This is a genomic window from Bacteroidales bacterium, assembly GCA_014860585.1.
Classification (GTDB): domain Bacteria; phylum Bacteroidota; class Bacteroidia; order Bacteroidales; family 4484-276; genus RZYY01.
Genome location: JACZJL010000143.1, coordinates 38,505 through 56,440, shown reverse-complemented (window position 1 = coordinate 56,440; position 17,936 = coordinate 38,505). Strand labels below are relative to the sequence as shown.

The following is a 17,936-nucleotide window of genomic DNA, read 5'->3' as shown; positions in this document are numbered from 1 at the left end:
AATATATATTTCAATAATTCAGTGCAAAAATAGATTAAATTTTAAAAATCCATCCACAAATCAACAAACGTTTTGATGTTTTCTGGCAAAATACTTTAAACCAGTTCAGTGATTCAGTTCTGAAGCAAACCTTCTGGAAAACACCTTTCCTTATGCTCAATAAGAAGAATTTGTAATGGCAACAATGATGCCTCATTAAAAAGAAAAATTCTACTTTTGGAAAATGATTGGAATACAACTGATCTTTAAAGTATGGCGACATTTCTCGAACAAATATTACTCATTTCAAAATAAACAATTATGGTTGACCTTACAACAAAATTTTTGGGATTAACCCTTCGGAATCCATTGATTGTCGGGAGTTCCGGATTAACAGATAGTGTTGACAAAGTAAAAGCCGCCGAGCAGGCTGGAGCAGGAGCAGTTGTGCTGAAATCACTCTTCGAAGAAGAAATCATTGCAGAGATGGAAGAAGCCATGCACCGTATGACATCCCGCCAGTTTATCTATCCCGAAACATTCGATTACATGGATGAAGAGCCGGAAGAGGACACGGTAAGGAAATATTTGCGACTGATCAGGGAAACCAAAGATGCCGTTCACATCCCTGTAATTGCGAGTATAAACTGCGTCACCTCACAAAAATGGACCTATTTTGCCAAAGAGATACAGGATGCGGGCGCCGATGCGCTTGAACTGAATCTTTTTATCTTGCCAACAGACTTCGAACGCACTGCAGCGGACAATGAAAAATTATATTTTGATATTGTAACCGAGGTGACTAAAGTGGTTACAATCCCTGTTTTACTGAAGATCAGCTATTATGCATCCAATCTTGGGCAGATGATGCAGAAGCTCTCCAGCACCGGAATCAAAGGATTGACATTGTTTAACCGTTTTTACAGTCCTGATTTCAACCTGGAAACTTACCAGGTTGTTTCTACCAATGTATTGAGTAATCCGCACGATCTGGCCATTTCGCTCAGATGGATAGCTGTAATGGCAGAACGTGTCAGTTGCGACCTTGCTGCCTCAACAGGAGTTCACGACGGTGAAGCATTGATCAAACAATTGCTTGCCGGCGCCGATGCCGTCCAGGTTGTCTCCACCCTTTACAGGCACGGAGTAACCTATATTGCCCAAATGCTCGAAGACGTTAAAAAATGGATGGATCACGAAGGGTATTCCAGGATTGATGAGTTCAGAGGTAAAATGAGCCAGGCTAAAAGTGCAAACCCGGCATCTTATGAACGCGTTCAGTTCATGAAAAGTTTCCGCCATTATATCCATCAGTAAAAGTTGGTAGTTGGCAATCTATAAAGCATTTTCAAACAAACGAAAGCATTTTACGGATTAAAATGTCTTTATCTAACGAGTTTACTCCATTTTCTACTTTTAAAATAAAAAATGATCAGTGATATCAAAGCGATTTATTTTGGCACAATTTTAGACATCGCAGCGAAAATTATTCAAATAACCAACACAAAACAGATAATCAATGAGCGAAACGATTGAAAAAGTAAAATGCCTGATCATTGGATCGGGACCTGCCGGCTACACGGCTGCTATTTATGCGGCACGTGCTGACCTCCACCCTGTTATGTATCAGGGTATGCAACCGGGTGGGCAGCTGACCATCACCACCGAAGTAGAGAACTTTCCCGGTTACCCCAATGGAGTGCAGGGGCCGGCAATGATGGAGGAACTGAAACTGCAGGCCGAACGGTTTCACACTGACATCCGCTGGGGAGAAATTGTAGAGGTGGATTTGTCGAAACGACCATTTAAAGTAAAGGCTGACGACGGAAAGGAAATTTTGGCAGAAACCATTATCATTTCCACGGGCGCTTCTGCCAGGTGGCTGGGATTGCCATCCGAACAGGAATACAACGGCTACGGTGTTTCAGCCTGTGCCACCTGCGATGGATATTTCTATAAAGATAAAGTGGTTGCCGTTGTTGGAGGTGGAGATACAGCAGCTGAAGAAGCGTCGTATCTTGCCAAACTGTGCAAAAAAGTTTACCTTATCCATCGTCGGGATGAGTTAAGGGCTTCCAAAGCAATGCAAAAAAGATTGTTCAAATTGCCAAATGTTGAACTTGTTTGGAACAGCGTACCAAAAGAAATCATTGGAAAACAGGAAGGATTTTCCAAAGCAGTTACCGGAGTAAATGTTGAAAATTTACAAACCGGCGAACACAAAACCATTGGTATTGATGGGTTTTTTGTTGCCATTGGTCACAAACCCAATTCCGATCTGTTCAAAGGTCAGTTGGATATGGACGAATCAGGTTACCTGATCACCGCACCCGACTCCACCGCCACTAAAATCCCCGGTGTATTTGCTGCCGGTGATATCCAGGACAAAGTATACCGCCAGGCCGTAACCGCCGCCGGAACGGGATGTATGGCAGCTCTTGAAGCCGAGCGCTTTCTGGCAGATGAGGATTAACAGAGCTTTTAGCAAGATAAATAAGGCTGTCCAATCGGGCGGCCTTTTTTTTATGACTGGCTACCAAAGAAAATACTTTCAAAAAAAATCTTAAAAAAGTTGCAATGTTAGAAATTTAATTTACTTTTGTGATATCATTTTAATATCAAATATCTATCATTATGGAAAAGGAAATGCATTTATCACCAAAGATGGGGTTCTTCGGATTACTGATAGCCCTGGTCTTGCTGGTCGCCCCGGTGTGGCTGACCATCGTTACAAAAAATTTCTTTTGGCTGCTGCTGCTGATCCCCGACCTGTTAAGCTGGATCGGCCTGCAGATCGTTAATCCCAATGAATCCTGCGTATTGGTTCTCTTTGGGAAATACTCAGGAACGCTGAAGAAAAATGGGTTTTACTGGATCAATCCGTTTTTCAGCCGCAAGCGAATTTCGCTTCGGGCACGCAACCTTAACAGTGAGCCAATCAAGGTAAACGACAAAATAGGCAACCCGATCATGATCGGGATTGTACTGGTGTGGAAGGTTGAAAATACGTTTAAGGCCGCCTTTGAGGTGGATGATTACATCCGGTTTGTGGACATCCAAAGCGAAGCTGCAATTCGCAAACTTGCAGGGGCTTACCCCTACGACAATTTTGATGATGACCAGGCTGAGATCAGTTTACGCGCCGGTGGCGAGGAAGTGAATCAGCAATTGGAAGACGAACTTCGCGAACGCCTCGAAATTGCCGGCATCCATGTCATGGAAGCTCGCATTGCTTACCTTGCCTATGCTTCCGAAATCGCAGGTGCTATGCTTCGCCGTCAGCAGGCATCGGCCATTGTTGCAGCAAGGCAAAAGATTGTCGAAGGCGCTGTGAGTATGGTTGAAATGGCACTTGAGCAGCTTTCACAAAAGCAGATCATCGAACTGGATGAAGAGAAAAAAGCCGCAATGGTCAGCAACCTGATGGTAGTATTGTGTTCGGATAAAGATGCAAGCCCGGTGATCAACACTGGCACTTTGCATCAATAGGAGAAAAAATGACGAAAAAGAAATCGTTTGTTCTCAGGATCAATCCAACAATGATGGAAAAGCTCGAGAAATGGGCTGCCGATGAATTTCGTAGTGTCAACGGGCAAATCGAGTGGATTTTACACAATTCATTGAAAACAGCCGGGCGTAGCAAAGATGATGAAACTGAGGAACCAACGGAAAAAAACCCTGAATCATGACTAAAGCAATTAAAGATCAGCTCATCCTGCTCTGCATTCATCCCGAAAAGGGATGGGTGCGGAAGAAAAGCGTGATTGGCCATGCCTTACTGGCGGCTTCGTTGATTGATCTGTCCCGGCAAAATGCTTTTTGGGTTGAAGAAGGAAGGATAAAAGTCGCACAAACTAACACTACTGATCCTGTATTTAAAGAGCTATTAACACAATTAAATGCGTGGCAAGGTAAAAAGTTCTCATGGCTGATGACAAAATTGTCTATGCATGTCAACAAATATTACACGTTGCAGATGGGGTGTCTCGAAAGGCAACATCTGATCAGCAGTATTCCGATTGAATGGCTCGGAATCAGATGGGGAAAGCGTTACAGGGTGAATAATCCCGACAATTTGAAACCGATCATCTCTGATATGGAGCGGTCATTGGTCTATGGTCGAAATTCCATGACGGAAACACGGTTGATTATCGAATTTTTAGGAATGCTTGACCTGCTCGGAAGTTTTTTTATGAGCAAAGAATTAAAACAAAGAGCAACAAAAAGGTGGAAGACCATGTCTTTTCATCTGCTGGGTGAACCCAATGAAATGATACAAATTATTTTCCGGGAACTACGCAACACATTAAGAGTGAACAAATTTTCAGGAAAAGGCTAAAAACTTACCGGCATTTTTTTCTCCGATTATTTGGAAAGGTCGCTATTGAAACTTGTAAATCAAACAATCAGAACCCCAATGTTTTCAGCATGGATTTATATGACTGTTCTTTGGCAAAAAGTTTTGGGAAATAATCGCCATTTTCGTCAAGATCAATAATGATATGTTTTGGAGCCGGAATCAGACAATGCTGAATGCCGCCATAACCGCCCAGTGACTCCTGATAAGCGCCGGTGTGGAAAAAACCAATGTACAAAGGATCATTTTTGTCAAATTTTGGCAAAAACACAGCATTCGTATGCGCCTCATCATTATAATAATCCTGGCTGTCGCAAGTCAGGCCTCCGAGGCATACACGCTGATACTCAGCATCCCATCGGTTGATTGGGAGCAATATAAAGCGCTGGTTAATAGCCCAGGAATCAGGAAGTGTAGTCATGAATGAGCTGTCTATCATGTTCCAAAGCTCCCGGTCGTTCTGTTGTTTCTGATCTAAAACTGAATAAAGCGTTGCACCACTTTCGCCAACCGTAAACGATCCAAACTCGGTAAAGATGTCCGGTTCCGGTACTCCGTGCTGCTCGCAAACCGATTTTATCTGGGCTATTATTTCCTCAGCCATATACTCATAATCAAACTCAAAACCCAGGGAGCGCTTGATTGGGAAACCACCACCAATATTAAACGAATCCAATTCAGGGCAAACCTTTTTTAACTCCACATAGACGTTCAAACTTTTATTCAACTCATTCCAATAATAGGCTGTATCCTTGATGCCGGTATTGATGAAAAAATGAAGCATTTTCAAACCAATCTTCGGGTTAGCTTTTATTTTTTCGTGGTAAAAAGGTACTATGTCGTTGTACCGGATACCAAGTCTTGAGGTGTAGAACGAAAACATCGGTTCTTCTTCCGAAGCAATTCTTATCCCAACGTTGAAATGACCGTTCACATTTTCGGTATAGTAATCCAATTCATCCATATTGTCAAGAATTGGGATAGTGTTATCAAATCCTTCATTGATTATCCTTGCGATGTTTTCAAGATATTGCGGGCGTTTAAATCCGTTTGAAATAATAAAAATATCCTTGTTAATCAGCCCAACATTCAACAATTCATCAATAATGTTGATGTCAAAAGCAGATGAGGTTTCGAGATTGATCTTGTTCTTTAATGCTTCTTCCAGAATAAATGAAAAATGCGAACTCTTTGTACAGTAACAATATTTATAGTCGCCCTGGTAATCCACTTTTGCCATGGCTACATTAAACAACCTTCTGGCTTTCTGAATCTGGGCACTGATCTTAGGTAAATAGGTAAGTTTAACAGGCGTTCCATATTGTTTAATAATATCCATCAATGGGATATTATGAAAATAGAGCTCATTGTCGTGAACTTCAAATTCTTCCTGTGGAAACTCGAAAGTTTGTTCAATTAGGTCTTTGTACTTAATTTTCACTTCAATAAATGTTTTTGAATAATTAGAAATTAAAGCGTAGAAGTAACTTACTTACATTAGTTCAAAAATGCAAATGTAAACAAATTACATCTTCTATTATTTTACCTGATAAAAATCCCGCTTTGATTAATTAAATTGTAAGGAGACAAAACATGCTACCTGTTAACGCTTGACAAATATAAAATTTTTAATCTGTTTTACACCTACTTCCATTGAAAAGTTGCCAGCATATGATCTACGTCATTCACTATAAAATCAATCACCGGCTTTAAGGAGTCGTTGTTGGGTAAAAGGTTGAAATACAGAGCTCCTCTGACGAAATGATTTACACTATCGGTTACCCAAAATTGAAAAGGGGAAGCGGCATCTTTACCATCAATAAAATATACCATTCCAAAGGTATTGGACTTGGTTAAAGTAACAATAGACTCGCGGATGCCAATAGCCTTGGAGGCATGTCTGTAAACGAAATTGCGGGCATCCTCATGCAGAGTGTACAGATCATGGTGTGCAAGGTCCTTGTAACTCATATGGATCTTTCCATTAAAACGCGGGTAAGAAATGTTGATCCAAAAAGGGTCACTTTGCGGGTCGTTTTCAAATTCAATTCGGGCAAAGTTGGAATAGTCAAATGAGTATGGAAAAGTAGTGTCAAATCGTTGGTAAGCTGCCTGGGGAAGATCAATCCGGAGATAACCGGAAGGTCGTGGGAAGTAAGAATTGTCGGTACAGGAAATACAAAAAAAGACCGATAAAAGTAAAGTGATAGTGAAAGACTTGGCTGTGGACATGTTTGAATTTACTTAATAACTTTTGCTTTCGGCAAGTTTACCTGGATTTGAAGGATTCGCCGGTTATCAACTTTCGTTATTTTAAACTCAAATTGCTGAAATTTAGTACTATTGTTCAATTTAGGGATTCGACCTTCCAATTCGATGATCAATCCAGCAAGGGTATCAGGATCACCTTGGATATCTTCAAAAATTGAATCCTCAATATTAATAATCTTACAAAAGTCGTTTAGCAGGGTTTTCCCTTCGAAAAGATAAGTGTAATCATCTATTTTTGAATAGCTTACTTCATCCTCCAGGGTATCAAACTCATCACTGATGTCGCCAACAATCTCTTCAATGATATCTTCGAGAGTCACGATTCCTGAGGTACCACCGTATTCATCGACAACAACGGCAAGGTGAATTTTTTTCTTTTGGAAATCCTGGAGCAGGTAATTGATTTTTTTTGTTTCAGGGACAAAGAAGGCAGGTCGGAGCAGGCTGGCCCAATCAAAGTTGTCAGGTTTTTCGAGATGTGGAAGCAGGTCTTTAACATAAAGAATCCCGACAATCTGATCAAAGTTTTCCCTATAGACAGGGATTCGGGAGTAACCTGAATTGAGGATAATTTTGAGGAGTTTGTGATATGTTATCGAAATATCAGTAGCAGTAACATCGAGGCGCGGTTTCATGATTTCCTTGGCTTCAATTTCACCAAATTTAACTATCCCTTTCAGTATTTTGCGTTCCTCTACTGGTGAGTTGTCATTTGAAGTGAGTTCTATAGCCTGGGAGAGTTCACTCATCGAAAGCTGATTGTTTTTCCGGCTGATTCGGCGGTCAACTATTCCTGAACTTTTTACCAGCAAGGTACTTAACGGGTAAAAGAAATTAATCAGGAATTTGAATGGAGTAGTCATTATCAGGGCAAATCGCAGGGGTCTGGATGCAGCAAGGATTTTTGGCATGATTTCACCAAAAATGAGTAACAGCGCTGTAACTGCAATAATCTGGAGGAGGAATGCTAGCACAGGATTACTATCCAGGTAAACAAGATCGGAGATAATGAAAGTAGATAAAACGATGACAGCTACATTAACAAAGTTGTTGGCAATTAAAATGGTAGCCAGCAGTCTTTTAGGTTGTTCAAGCAACTCAAGAAGGCTTTCACCGTTTTTCAATTTTTCAGAACGGATTGTTTTGACCTGAGAAGGACCCAACGAAAAGAAAGCCACTTCGGCGCCTGAGATGAGTGCAGAACAGAAAATAAGAATCAACATCACTACCAAACCGATGACAACGGGCAAACTTAGCGGCTGAAATATTACATCAGCTGCAATCATAAGAGTACCCGCATAAGGATCGCTATCTGTATCTTCCAAAACTTCAAATAATTAGTTAGACAAAAAAGCACTGAAGCGGGTGCAAAAATACATCTTTCTGCAAACCTATGCCAAATGAACTAAAAAGGAAGATCATCTGTCGGGCCTTCTTCCGGGGGAGGTAATTCCTCAATATTTCTTTCGGGAAGATTTTGTGGCTGGTAAGGTGCTCCATCCTGCTGTTCTTTCTTCCCGAGCATCTGCATTGTATCACCATAGATCTCGGTGATGTATTTCTTTACTCCGTTTAATTCATAAGAACGAGTTTTGATCTTACCCTCGAGGTAGATGGAGTTTCCTTTGCGCAAATATTTTTCTGCAATTTCTGCCAGTCCGCGCCATAGTACTACATTGTGCCACTCGGTTTGATCAACTTTATTGCCATCCTTATCTTTATAGGATTCGGAAGTAGCCAGAGAAAATGCAGCTTTCTTTACTCCGTTCTCAAAGGTTAACACCTCAGGGTCTTTGCCCAAATTTCCAACGAGGATAACTTTATTAACTCCTGCCATAGTTTTAAGATTTATTGGTTAATAATGAGCAACAAATTTAACGCATATTTTTTAATTTCAAAGTACCGTTTACAAAATGATGGTAAATTTGTCCTTATTCATAAAATACAAGGTCGCTGCTCTATCCTACACTCTTAATATTTGAAATAAAACATTTAAAAATGAAATTTGTAATATTGATCATTACTTTTTTTACATCTTCTCTGGCCACTTATTCTGCATCTGTTGACAGTCTTGAACGGTTACTCTCCTCCAATCAATTTGCCGGTGAGCCCCGTATTGAAGCTTTACTTGAATTGGCGCGCCACCAGATGCCAACATCAGCCAGTCAATCACTTGAATACGGAAAAGAAGCACTGATTATAGCTGAAAAATTGCAGAATAAAAAGCTAATAGCTGCGGCTGCTAAGGAGATAGCAAAAGCATACTACCGTCAAAGCGACCTTGCCAATGCACTCGAATATTTCAAAATGGCCCTCCGGATTAATATCGAGATTAATAATACTGATGAACTTGCCGCCAGCTATAACAATGTTGGGGTAGTATATAACCGTCTGGGTTACTATGACCTTGCGCTCCAAAACCACCTTAATCAGCTGAAAACCAATGAAGCTACTGAAAACACACGTGGCATTGCCATTTCGTACCTAAATATCGGGAATATTTACAATAACCTGAAAGAGAATGATAAAGCCCTGGAATACTACATCAGGTCGAGAGAAATTTACAAGAGAATGAACGATACCAACTCCTACGCTAACACTTCTATAAATCTGGGTGTGATTAGCATGGATATGATGAACTATGAGCATTCAAGGCAGTTCTTCAACGAAGCATTGCCCATCAAGGAGCGAATGGGTGATGTCAGCAATATAGCCGCCATTTATACTAACCTGGGGGTAATCAGTCTGGTGGATGGGGATTTCTATAAAGCATTGCAATACTTCGACAAGAGTAATGCCCTTTACTATTCTATTGACAACAAACAGGGAATTGTTGTTTCAAAACTGAACATGGGTGATGCCCGGCTTAAAATGGAAATGTATACAGAAAGTTACAGCCATTTTAAAGAAGCCCTTGAACTTGCCGAGCTGATCGACTCGAAAGAGAATATCCAGAAAGCTAAAACCTATCTTTCCACTTGGCACGAATCCACTGGGGATTATATGAAGGCTTTAGAATATTACAAAGCAGCCTCAATGATAAGAGACAGCCTGCTAAGTATTGAAAAAAGTATGCAAATTAAAAACCTGCAGATCGTGTATGAGGTGGAGAAAAAAGAGAAAGAAATCCTCGAACAGCGTGTTGCTATCGAAACATTAAAAACAAGACAAGTTTTTTTTTGGCTGACCATACTTGTGGTTTTCACTTTGGTGATCATATTTTACTCGAGGTACCGCATCAAGAAAAAAGTAAATAAGCAGCTTGAAATTAAAATTGCAGACGCGGTCAAAAAAGCGAATGAACAGCAACAAGTTATTGTGCATCAGTCAAGTCTCACTTCGCTTGGGGAACTGGCATCAGGCATTGCTCATGAAATCAAACAACCGCTTCAGAACATATCACTTGCCACAGAAAGCATACAACTTGAAAACCAGGAAGCTGAACCCAACCGCCACTATATTAGCCAAACCATCATTGATATTCATGAAGATATAAAGCGGATTAAATTGATCATCAGCGAGATTAGTAAGTTTTCCCGTGGTCAGCAAATGCAAATTCAGGAACTTTTTGATGTGAACCAAAGTATCGAAAAAGCATTCATACTGGCACGTACTAAATTTTCAGATTACCAGATCAAAGTTGAATTTGATCTCGACCGGAGTATCCCGGAGGTGCTTGGTAATCCATACAAATTTGAGCAGGTTGTGGTCAATTTTTTCAACAACGCAAAAGATGCTATCGAGGAAAGAGCTTCCATTGCCAAACAACCATTTAACAAACTAATGAAGGTAAAAAGTTACCTTGATTCCGGTTTCATCAATGTGGAGGTTATTGACAATGGTATTGGCATTCCTGACCAGATTAAAACAAACATATTCCTGCCTTTTTACACTACAAAAACCCTGGGAAAGGGAACTGGACTGGGCCTTTCGATTTCTCTCGGAATTGCAAAGGAGATGGGTGGTTACATTGAAGTTGAATCCGAAGAGTTCTCAGGTACATTGATAAGATTCAAAATCCCGGTCAATGGAGATCATTATGCCAGCAATGAAAAATAGTAAAACTTTCTTCTTTAAATCAAAAAAGCCCTCCTGACGGAGAGCTTTTTTTATTATTGGAGGTTTTATTATTTTAGTACATGCCACCCATGCCGCCCATACCTCCGGGGGGCATTCCACCGGGCATTCCTGATTCTTTATCGTCCTTGTTTTCGGCAAGCACACATTCGGTAGTGAGCAACATTCCGGCAATTGATGCGGCGTTTTCAAGCGCTACACGGGCAACTTTAGTGGGGTCAATAACACCCGCTTTGTAGAGGCTCTCGTAAACTTCGGTGTGGGCATTGAAACCAAAGTCATCTTTGCCCTCTTTCACTTTGTTCACAATCACTGAACCCTCCATGCCGGCATTCTCGACGATCTGGCGCAACGGCTCCTCAAGCGCTCTCTTGAGGATAGCAATACCTGTTGTCTGGTCTTCATTTTCACCTTTGAGATTATCAAGCGATGAGATGGCACGCAGATAACCGACACCGCCGCCGGGGATTATTCCTTCTTCAATGGCAGCACGTGTTGCATTAAGCGCATCGTCAAAACGATCTTTTTTCTCTTTCATTTCCACTTCACTGGCTGCACCAACATAGATCACTGCAACGCCACCGGCAAGTTTTGCAAGCCTTTCCTGCAACTTTTCTTTGTCATAGTCCGAAGTTGTAGATTCAATCTGTTTCTTGATCTGGGCAACTCGTCCATCAATCATAGCTTTTTCACCTTTGCCACTTACAATGGTCGTATTTTCTTTATCAATAGTAACCTTCTCAGCATGACCAAGTGAATCGAGTGTTGTATCTTCAAGTTTGTAACCTCTTTCTTCCGAAATTACGGTTCCGCCAGTAAGAATAGCGATGTCCTCAAGCATCTCTTTTCGTCTGTCACCAAATCCCGGAGCTTTCACAGCCACAACCTTCAGCCCACCACGGAGTTTATTAACCACCAGGGTAGCCAGTGCTTCAGTTTCAACATCTTCGGCGATGATCAGCAACGGACGGCCGGTCTGCACAACCTTTTCGAGAATTGGCAGAAGGTCTTTCATAACAGAAATCTTCTTGTCATGAATCAAAATGAACGGGTTCTCATAAACAGCTTCCATTTTCTCTGTATCGGTTACAAAGTATGGAGAAATGTAACCACGGTCAAACTGCATCCCTTCCACAACGTCAACATAAGTATCGGTACCCTTGGCTTGTTCGATTGTGATTACACCTTCTTTTTTTACTTTCGACATGGCCTCGGCAATGAGTTTACCGATTTCATGGTCATTGTTGGCAGAGATCGAAGCAACCTGTTCAATCATCTGGTTGCTGTCGCCAACTTCTTTTGATTGCTTTTTCAAATGTTCAATCACTGCGATTACAGCTTTTTCGAGACCTCTCTTGAGATCCATCGGATTGGCACCAGCAGTCACGTTTTTGATCCCTGCTGTAAAAATAGCTTGGGCAAGAACAGTTGCTGTGGTTGTGCCATCACCAGCCAGGTCATTGGTCTTGGATGCAACTTCTTTTACCATTTGAGCACCCATGTTTTCCACAGGATTTTTCAACTCCACCTCTTTTGCCACTGTAACACCGTCTTTGGTAACAGTTGGTGAGCCAAATGATTTGTCAATGATCACATTACGACCTTTTGGGCCTAATGTTACTTTTACAGCATTGGATAGTGCGTCAACGCCCTTTTTTAATGCTTCCCTCGCTTCGAGATTATAAATGATGTCTTTTGCCATTTTGATAAAATTTTTATTGTTTTTAATTAATTACTCCAGATTAGATGATTGCGACAATGTCTGATTCCCTCATGATCAGGTAATCGTTGTTATTGATATTGATCTCCGTTCCGGCATATTTTCCGTAAAGAACAACATCACCAACTTTCACTGTAAGGGGTTCATCTTTTTTACCAGGTCCTATAGCCACAACAGTTCCGCGTTGTGGTTTTTCTTTTGCTGTGTCGGGAATAATGATTCCACCGGCGGTTTTTTGCTCGGCCTGCATAGGTTCAATCACAACCCTGTCGGCTAATGGTTTGATGTTCACTTTTGTCATATTTGTTAATTTTTAAAATGTTTAAATTATTATTCAGTATTGACTGCGGCGGGCTAATCATAATTTGTGCCAAAGCACGAAAAGGCAGTATTCATCATTGATTGACAATCGACATAAGAAATCATGTCAGTGAGAATTTGATTCCTTGTCATGATAACGACAACCACTTTCTTGGTCTGACCCGACAATCGTTAGGTTTTTCCTTAAGGGATTTAGTCTTGATTGGTATCCGTTAAACTGGGGAGGGAAGATAGGTAAAATATAAATGTCAGAACGTTTATGACATTCTGACATTCAAGGAAAGCGAAAGCACTCTATGTCTTTATGCTAATTTTCTTCAGCTGGCACTTCTTCAGTTTTAGTACCTTGCTCAGCCTGACCTGGATCAAAAGGCTCGGTAGCCTGAACCGGCATTTTCTCGATCGATTCGATAATTTCACTTTCTACTGCTTGAACATCAGTACTTTGGTATTTTGGAATTGCTTTCGAAGAGGCTAACACAAAAACCAGCATTACCACTGCAAGAGTCCAGGTTGACTTTTCCAGAAAATCGGCGGTCTTTCTTACACCCATGTATTGATTTGAGCTGGCAAAATTTGATGCAAGTCCTCCTCCTTTTGAATTCTGTACCAAAACCACCAAAATGATAAGTACTGCTGCGATAAGGATTATTACTGTGAAAAGAATGAAAAGTCCCATATTATCAAGTGTTTAAGTTTTGTTCGCTTATAATTTTTTCAATTAGGGCTGCAAAGTAACTACTTTTTTCCGGATTGGTAACAGTTAATTTCCGATAAATTTTTATTGCTTTATCCGTTTTACCTTGTTTATGGTAGATTTGAGCAAGTGTTTCACTCACAATCTGCTCATTATCTTTCTGACTACTTTTGGCAATTTCATCCGGGTCGAAAAAATCGCTCTTAGAGCGGATAATACGTGGTGCATTTTCGATGAACTGATCAATCAATTCTTCTTTAGATTTTGATTGATTTGCTGTCTTTGTGAGCTCACCGGTCAACCGGCTATTGTCCTGAACTCCAATAATTGATTCAACATTTACGATTTCATCCAGCGTTGAAACGTCCTTAAGGTTATCCGCATCAGTTGCTGAAGGTTTAATTGTGCCATCTACATCATTACCTGAAATGCTTTTAGCAGGCTGATTTTCTAATGTTGAGCGGTCAAATTGGTTAACACTAAAGCTTATCTTCTTTTTAATTTTCTCCACTTGCTGTCTTAATATTCCACGGTCTCCAATGTAGGCAGATGCCATCTTTAACCTGTTGTGATAATGAATGTTATCGTTCTTAAGCAAGGATAAAAAATACATAACCTGTGCCGACTGAAAATAAGGATAAGTCTGAACAATCTCTTTCAACTGGTCGTTCTCGGACGGCTGTAGTAACATATTGTCGTTTAAGAGCTCAATAAAATGATGCCGGTTCATTTGTTGTTAAGGTTCTGGGTGAGGTAAATTGAGCGAAGGCAATTGGCGGGGATAATCCAATGAGTAGTGAAGACCGCGGCTCTCTTTGCGGTTCATCGCCATTTTAATAATCAGATAGGCAACATTAATCAGGTTTCTTAACTCACAGATATCTTGTGAAAGAATTGATTTTTTAAACAATTCTTCGGTTTCTTTGTAAAGTATTTCGAGCCTGTCGAAAGCTCTTTTTAATCTGAGGTTTGAACGCACAATTCCAACATAGCTGCTCATTATCGTTTGTAAATCCTTAATACTTTGCGTGATAAGCACCATTTCCTCGTTCATAACAGTTCCTTCATAAGACCAGTCTGGGATTTGATCGTTGAGTTGTATTTGCTTAAAAACATGGATAGAATCCATGGCTGCCCTATGTGAAAAAACCAATGACTCGAGCAAAGAATTTGAAGCAAGTCTGTTTGCACCATGTAATCCTGTTGAAGCACATTCTCCACTGGCATAAAGGTTCCTGATAGAACTGCGTCCATATTCATCCACTTTTATGCCTCCACAAATATAATGTGCTGCCGGAACAACCGGAATCATTGAGGTTGTAATATCAATCCCGATACTGAGACATTTGGCGTAAACTGTCGGAAAATGGTTGATTAAATCATCTTTGTTCAGATGACGACAATCAAGAAATACATGATCAAAGCCACTTATTTTCATTTCGGTGTCAATAGCCCTGGCAACAATATCCCGCGGTGCGAGAGACTCACGCTCATCATATTTTTGCATGAATTCCTGCCCTTTTGAATTTTTTAGTACTGCGCCAAATCCACGAAGCGCCTCAGTAATCAGAAAATTGGGTTTCTCCTTTGGATTGTATAGTGCTGTTGGATGAAACTGAATAAACTCCATGTTTTCAACCAAACCTTTTGCCCTGTAAACCATAGCTATTCCATCTCCTGTGGCTACAGTGGGATTAGTTGTTGAGGAGTACACATTGCCAATACCACCGGTCGACAACATGGTAACTTTAGCCAAAATAGAATCAACAATATTGGTTTTTACATCCAAAACGTAAGCTCCGTAGCATTCAATGTCCGGACTACGGCGTGTAATTTTTTGACCGAGGTGATGCTGGGTGATAATTTCTACTGCAAAATGATTTTCGAATAAATGAATATTTGGATGGCGCTTTACTTCATATAGTAACGCATTCTGAATTTCCATTCCCGTGCTGTCCTTGTGATGTAAGACCCTGCGTTCAGAATGGCCGCCCTCCCGCCCAAGATCGAAACGCCCGGAAGCAGTCTTGTCGAAGACCACCCCCCACTCTATCAAATCCTTGATCCGGTCAGTTGACTCGGTGATGGTAATACGAACAATTTTCGGATCATTTAATTCATCACCGGCCACCATTGTATCGTTGATATGTTTCTCGTAAGTATCTGGTGTGTACATTACCGCTGCAATGCCTCCCTGTGCATAGCGCGTTGCTGTTTCTTTTGCCTCGGCTTTACTGATAATACAAACGGAACCTGATGCGGCGACCTTTAAAGCATAGCTCAAACCCGCTATACCTGTGCCAATTATGAGAAAATCATATCTCCTTTTCATTGCGTATTTAATGTCAGTTAAAGTGTAATACCCTGACGTATTTTGGCAGCTAAAAATTCAAACTCCTCTTTTGATAGTTTTAGTTTAGGCTTACTGAAATCAATGTCGTAAATACCGCTGATTGGGATGAGGTGTACGTGGGCATGACGCACTTCAAGGCCAATAACGGCAATTCCGATTTTTTGGCACTCAACAACTATTTCAATGGCCTTTGCAATTTTCTGAGCAAATGCAAACATCCCTGTCAGTGTTTGCTCATCGAGGTCAAAGATGTAATCTATCTCAGCTTTTGGAATTACCAGGGTATGTCCTTTTGCCAAGGGGTTAATGTCCAGAAAAGCGAAGTACTTTTCATCTTCAGCAATCTTGTAGCAAGGAATTTCTCCGTTGATAATTTTAGTGAAAATTGTGCTCATGGTTCGTAATTTTGATTGTATTTAGCAAAAGTAACACAATTCCAAAAAAAATGCTAAACGACCAATCATTTAGCATTTTAAATGTTGAAAATAAAAGGTTAATTATCGTGAAATATCAATGACTTCGAAGGTAATCATCCCTGCAGGTACCTGTATTTCAACCGTGTCACCCACTCTTTTTCCCAACAGACCTTTAGCTATGGGTGAATTAACCGATATTTTTCCTGCCTTCAGGTCGGCTTCACTTTCGGGAACGATGGTGTAGGTCATCTGGGCATTATTTTTCAGATTTTTTATTTTGACGTTTGAAAGAATAAGGACTTTTGAAGTGTCAAGTTTTGATTCATCGATGACCCTGGCATTACGAATCAGTTCTTCAAGTTTTGAAATTTTCATCTCGAGCATTCCTTGTGCCTCTTTGGCAGCATCGTATTCAGCGTTCTCCGAAAGATCACCCTTGTCACGTGCTTCAGCAATTTGCCTTGAGATAGCAGGTCGCTCAATAGAAATAAGATTTTGCAACTCCTCCTCAAGCTTTCTTAAGCCCTCTTCGCTATAATATTTAATTCCAGTCATAATCCGAATTTTTGAAGAATTTTAATTCATCTTAATAATAGAAAAAGACCCTTTCCGAAAAAAGGGCCTTGAAATTTTTTGCAAAAGTAAATACTATTTACCTAGGCTGCAACTTTTTTTTAAAGACTAATTCGTGCTCCAATGCTATGAACGCCACTGAAAGGATCGGTATCACGGTAAGAATAATCAACCGAAAAAATTGATCCTTTCTCTTTATTAAGTGGAATCTGAACTGACAAGCCTGCACTTGGTCCTGTGAATACTGTGGTCCTCTCGCTCTTACTTGTGATTCCATCTTCGTAAGTATAACCTGCACGAAGCACAAGGTAAGATTTTAGCGCAAATTCGCCACCGAGGGTAAACTGGTCTTTTGTAAATGAGTTTGAAATGAAAGCACCCGCCAAAGTAAATCTGTTTTCGCTAAAAAGGAAGTCGTAAGCTCCACCGATTGAAAGTTGAGCCGGGAGTTCAAATTCAGAGGATGGCTGCACAAAAGTGGGTGAAGTGCGTGAAAACTGATTGTAGAAACCTCTGAAGGTTAATCCATCACCTGAGAATTTCATTGTAGGACCAACATTTTTCAGGGCAATACCGAATTTCACATTCTCCTGGGGTCCTGTTACATATTGGATACCTGCATCGATGGCAATACCCTGGGCACTCAGGTCAGCGATAGATTCGGAGATAATCTTCAGGTTGAAACCGCCATATATGCTGTTTGAAAATGCTTTAGCATATGCAATACTTATGTTAAGCAGGTTAGGTGCAAATGTTCCAATATTGGCATCTGTCGGATCAGGATTTAAAATGGTAGTTCTGTTGACATCACCAAAGTTCATTGACATGATGGCTATTGATAATGCGCCAGCTTCACCAACGCGCTGTGAAAACCCAAAGTTCATAATATTGATGTCAGCACCTTTGAGATAATTGGTGTTGGCAAAAATCAATTCCGTTCCTTTAGTAAAGGCGGTTCCGGCAACGTTCGTATATATTGATTCAAGACCCCTTGAACAGGCTATACTTGCACCACCCCAACCAGAACTTCCAACCCAAGGGTTGATCAGCAGTTCAGAAGCACCGGCCTGACCAGAGCGGTCCGGGTTACCGCCAACCAGGTTTTGGATAGGAAGCAGGAAAGCCACCGATAAAAGAATTGCGACTGTGTATCTATAAAAATTTTTCATAAT

Annotated in this window: 18 protein-coding genes; 6 read left to right on the top strand and 12 right to left on the bottom strand. The window is 40.7% G+C overall.

Annotated features, from left to right (window positions below):
• Positions 1-300: 300 nt before the first annotated feature.
• From IH598_14865 to IH598_14845, 5 genes are all read left to right on the top strand, one after another.
• A complete protein-coding gene (locus IH598_14865) occupies positions 301-1,296 on the top strand; it encodes a dihydroorotate dehydrogenase-like protein (GenBank protein MBE0639798.1) in 996 nt (331 codons plus the stop codon).
• 202 nt (positions 1,297-1,498) lie between these two features.
• Positions 1,499-2,452, top strand: a complete 954-nt coding sequence (gene trxB, locus IH598_14860; protein MBE0639797.1) for a thioredoxin-disulfide reductase — start codon at positions 1,499-1,501, stop codon at positions 2,450-2,452.
• 161 nt (positions 2,453-2,613) lie between these two features.
• Complete coding sequence (locus IH598_14855) at positions 2,614-3,468, top strand: SPFH domain-containing protein (GenBank protein ID MBE0639796.1); 855 nt, start codon at positions 2,614-2,616, stop codon at positions 3,466-3,468.
• An 8-nt stretch (positions 3,469-3,476) separates the two neighbouring features.
• The gene (locus tag IH598_14850; protein MBE0639795.1) at positions 3,477-3,668 is read left to right on the top strand and encodes an Arc family DNA-binding protein; all 192 of its coding nucleotides are present in this window, start codon (positions 3,477-3,479) and stop codon (positions 3,666-3,668) included.
• Positions 3,665-4,318 (top strand): GPP34 family phosphoprotein, encoded by a 654-nt coding sequence (locus tag IH598_14845; GenBank protein MBE0639794.1) that lies wholly within the window; start codon positions 3,665-3,667, stop codon positions 4,316-4,318. Before IH598_14850 ends, IH598_14845 begins: the two co-directional genes overlap by 4 nt.
• Positions 4,319-4,385: 67 nt before the next feature.
• Here the strand turns inward: IH598_14845 and IH598_14840 are convergent, their stop codons facing one another.
• From IH598_14840 to ssb, 4 genes are all read right to left on the bottom strand, one after another.
• Complete coding sequence (locus IH598_14840; GenBank protein MBE0639793.1) at positions 4,386-5,777, bottom strand: arginine decarboxylase; 1,392 nt, start codon at positions 5,775-5,777, stop codon at positions 4,386-4,388.
• Between the two features lie 203 nt (positions 5,778-5,980).
• Positions 5,981-6,568 carry a gliding motility lipoprotein GldD gene (locus IH598_14835; GenBank protein ID MBE0639792.1) on the bottom strand — a complete coding sequence of 196 codons (588 nt, stop codon included), beginning with the start codon at positions 6,566-6,568 and terminating at the stop codon, positions 5,981-5,983.
• Positions 6,569-6,576: 8 nt separating this feature from the next.
• Positions 6,577-7,893, bottom strand: a complete 1,317-nt coding sequence (gldE, locus tag IH598_14830) for a gliding motility-associated protein GldE (GenBank protein MBE0639791.1) — start codon at positions 7,891-7,893, stop codon at positions 6,577-6,579.
• A 119-nt stretch (positions 7,894-8,012) separates the two neighbouring features.
• Complete coding sequence (gene ssb, locus IH598_14825) at positions 8,013-8,444, bottom strand: single-stranded DNA-binding protein (GenBank protein ID MBE0639790.1); 432 nt, start codon at positions 8,442-8,444, stop codon at positions 8,013-8,015.
• Positions 8,445-8,605: 161 nt separating this feature from the next.
• Between ssb and IH598_14820 the strand changes: the two genes are divergently transcribed.
• Positions 8,606-10,666 carry a tetratricopeptide repeat-containing sensor histidine kinase gene (locus IH598_14820; GenBank protein ID MBE0639789.1) on the top strand — a complete coding sequence of 687 codons (2,061 nt, stop codon included), beginning with the start codon at positions 8,606-8,608 and terminating at the stop codon, positions 10,664-10,666.
• Between the two features lie 73 nt (positions 10,667-10,739).
• On the opposite strand, the gene groL is transcribed toward IH598_14820, so the two are convergent.
• The 8 genes from groL to IH598_14780 all read right to left on the bottom strand — a co-directional run bounded on the left by groL (position 10,740) and on the right by IH598_14780 (position 17,933).
• Entirely contained in the window at positions 10,740-12,386 is a 1,647-nt protein-coding gene (groL, locus tag IH598_14815) for a chaperonin GroEL (GenBank protein ID MBE0639788.1), read from the bottom strand.
• Positions 12,387-12,426: 40 nt separating this feature from the next.
• The gene (locus tag IH598_14810) at positions 12,427-12,705 is read right to left on the bottom strand and encodes a co-chaperone GroES (protein ID MBE0639787.1); all 279 of its coding nucleotides are present in this window, start codon (positions 12,703-12,705) and stop codon (positions 12,427-12,429) included.
• Between the two features lie 327 nt (positions 12,706-13,032).
• Positions 13,033-13,404, bottom strand: a complete 372-nt coding sequence (gene secG, locus IH598_14805; GenBank protein ID MBE0639786.1) for a preprotein translocase subunit SecG — start codon at positions 13,402-13,404, stop codon at positions 13,033-13,035.
• A 4-nt stretch (positions 13,405-13,408) separates the two neighbouring features.
• Complete coding sequence (locus tag IH598_14800; protein ID MBE0639785.1) at positions 13,409-13,978, bottom strand: hypothetical protein; 570 nt, start codon at positions 13,976-13,978, stop codon at positions 13,409-13,411.
• Positions 13,979-14,158: 180 nt separating this feature from the next.
• Positions 14,159-15,754 carry an L-aspartate oxidase gene (gene nadB, locus IH598_14795; protein ID MBE0639784.1) on the bottom strand — a complete coding sequence of 532 codons (1,596 nt, stop codon included), beginning with the start codon at positions 15,752-15,754 and terminating at the stop codon, positions 14,159-14,161.
• A 17-nt stretch (positions 15,755-15,771) separates the two neighbouring features.
• Positions 15,772-16,170 (bottom strand): HIT family protein, encoded by a 399-nt coding sequence (locus tag IH598_14790; GenBank protein ID MBE0639783.1) that lies wholly within the window; start codon positions 16,168-16,170, stop codon positions 15,772-15,774.
• A gap of 102 nt (positions 16,171-16,272) precedes the next feature.
• Positions 16,273-16,746, bottom strand: coding sequence for a transcription elongation factor GreA (greA, locus tag IH598_14785; protein MBE0639782.1), 474 nt, complete (start codon positions 16,744-16,746; stop codon positions 16,273-16,275).
• Between the two features lie 119 nt (positions 16,747-16,865).
• On the bottom strand, positions 16,866-17,933 hold the full coding sequence (locus tag IH598_14780; GenBank protein ID MBE0639781.1) for a PorV/PorQ family protein: 1,068 nt from the start codon (positions 17,931-17,933) through the stop codon (positions 16,866-16,868).
• Between the last annotated feature and the right edge of the window lie 3 nt (positions 17,934-17,936).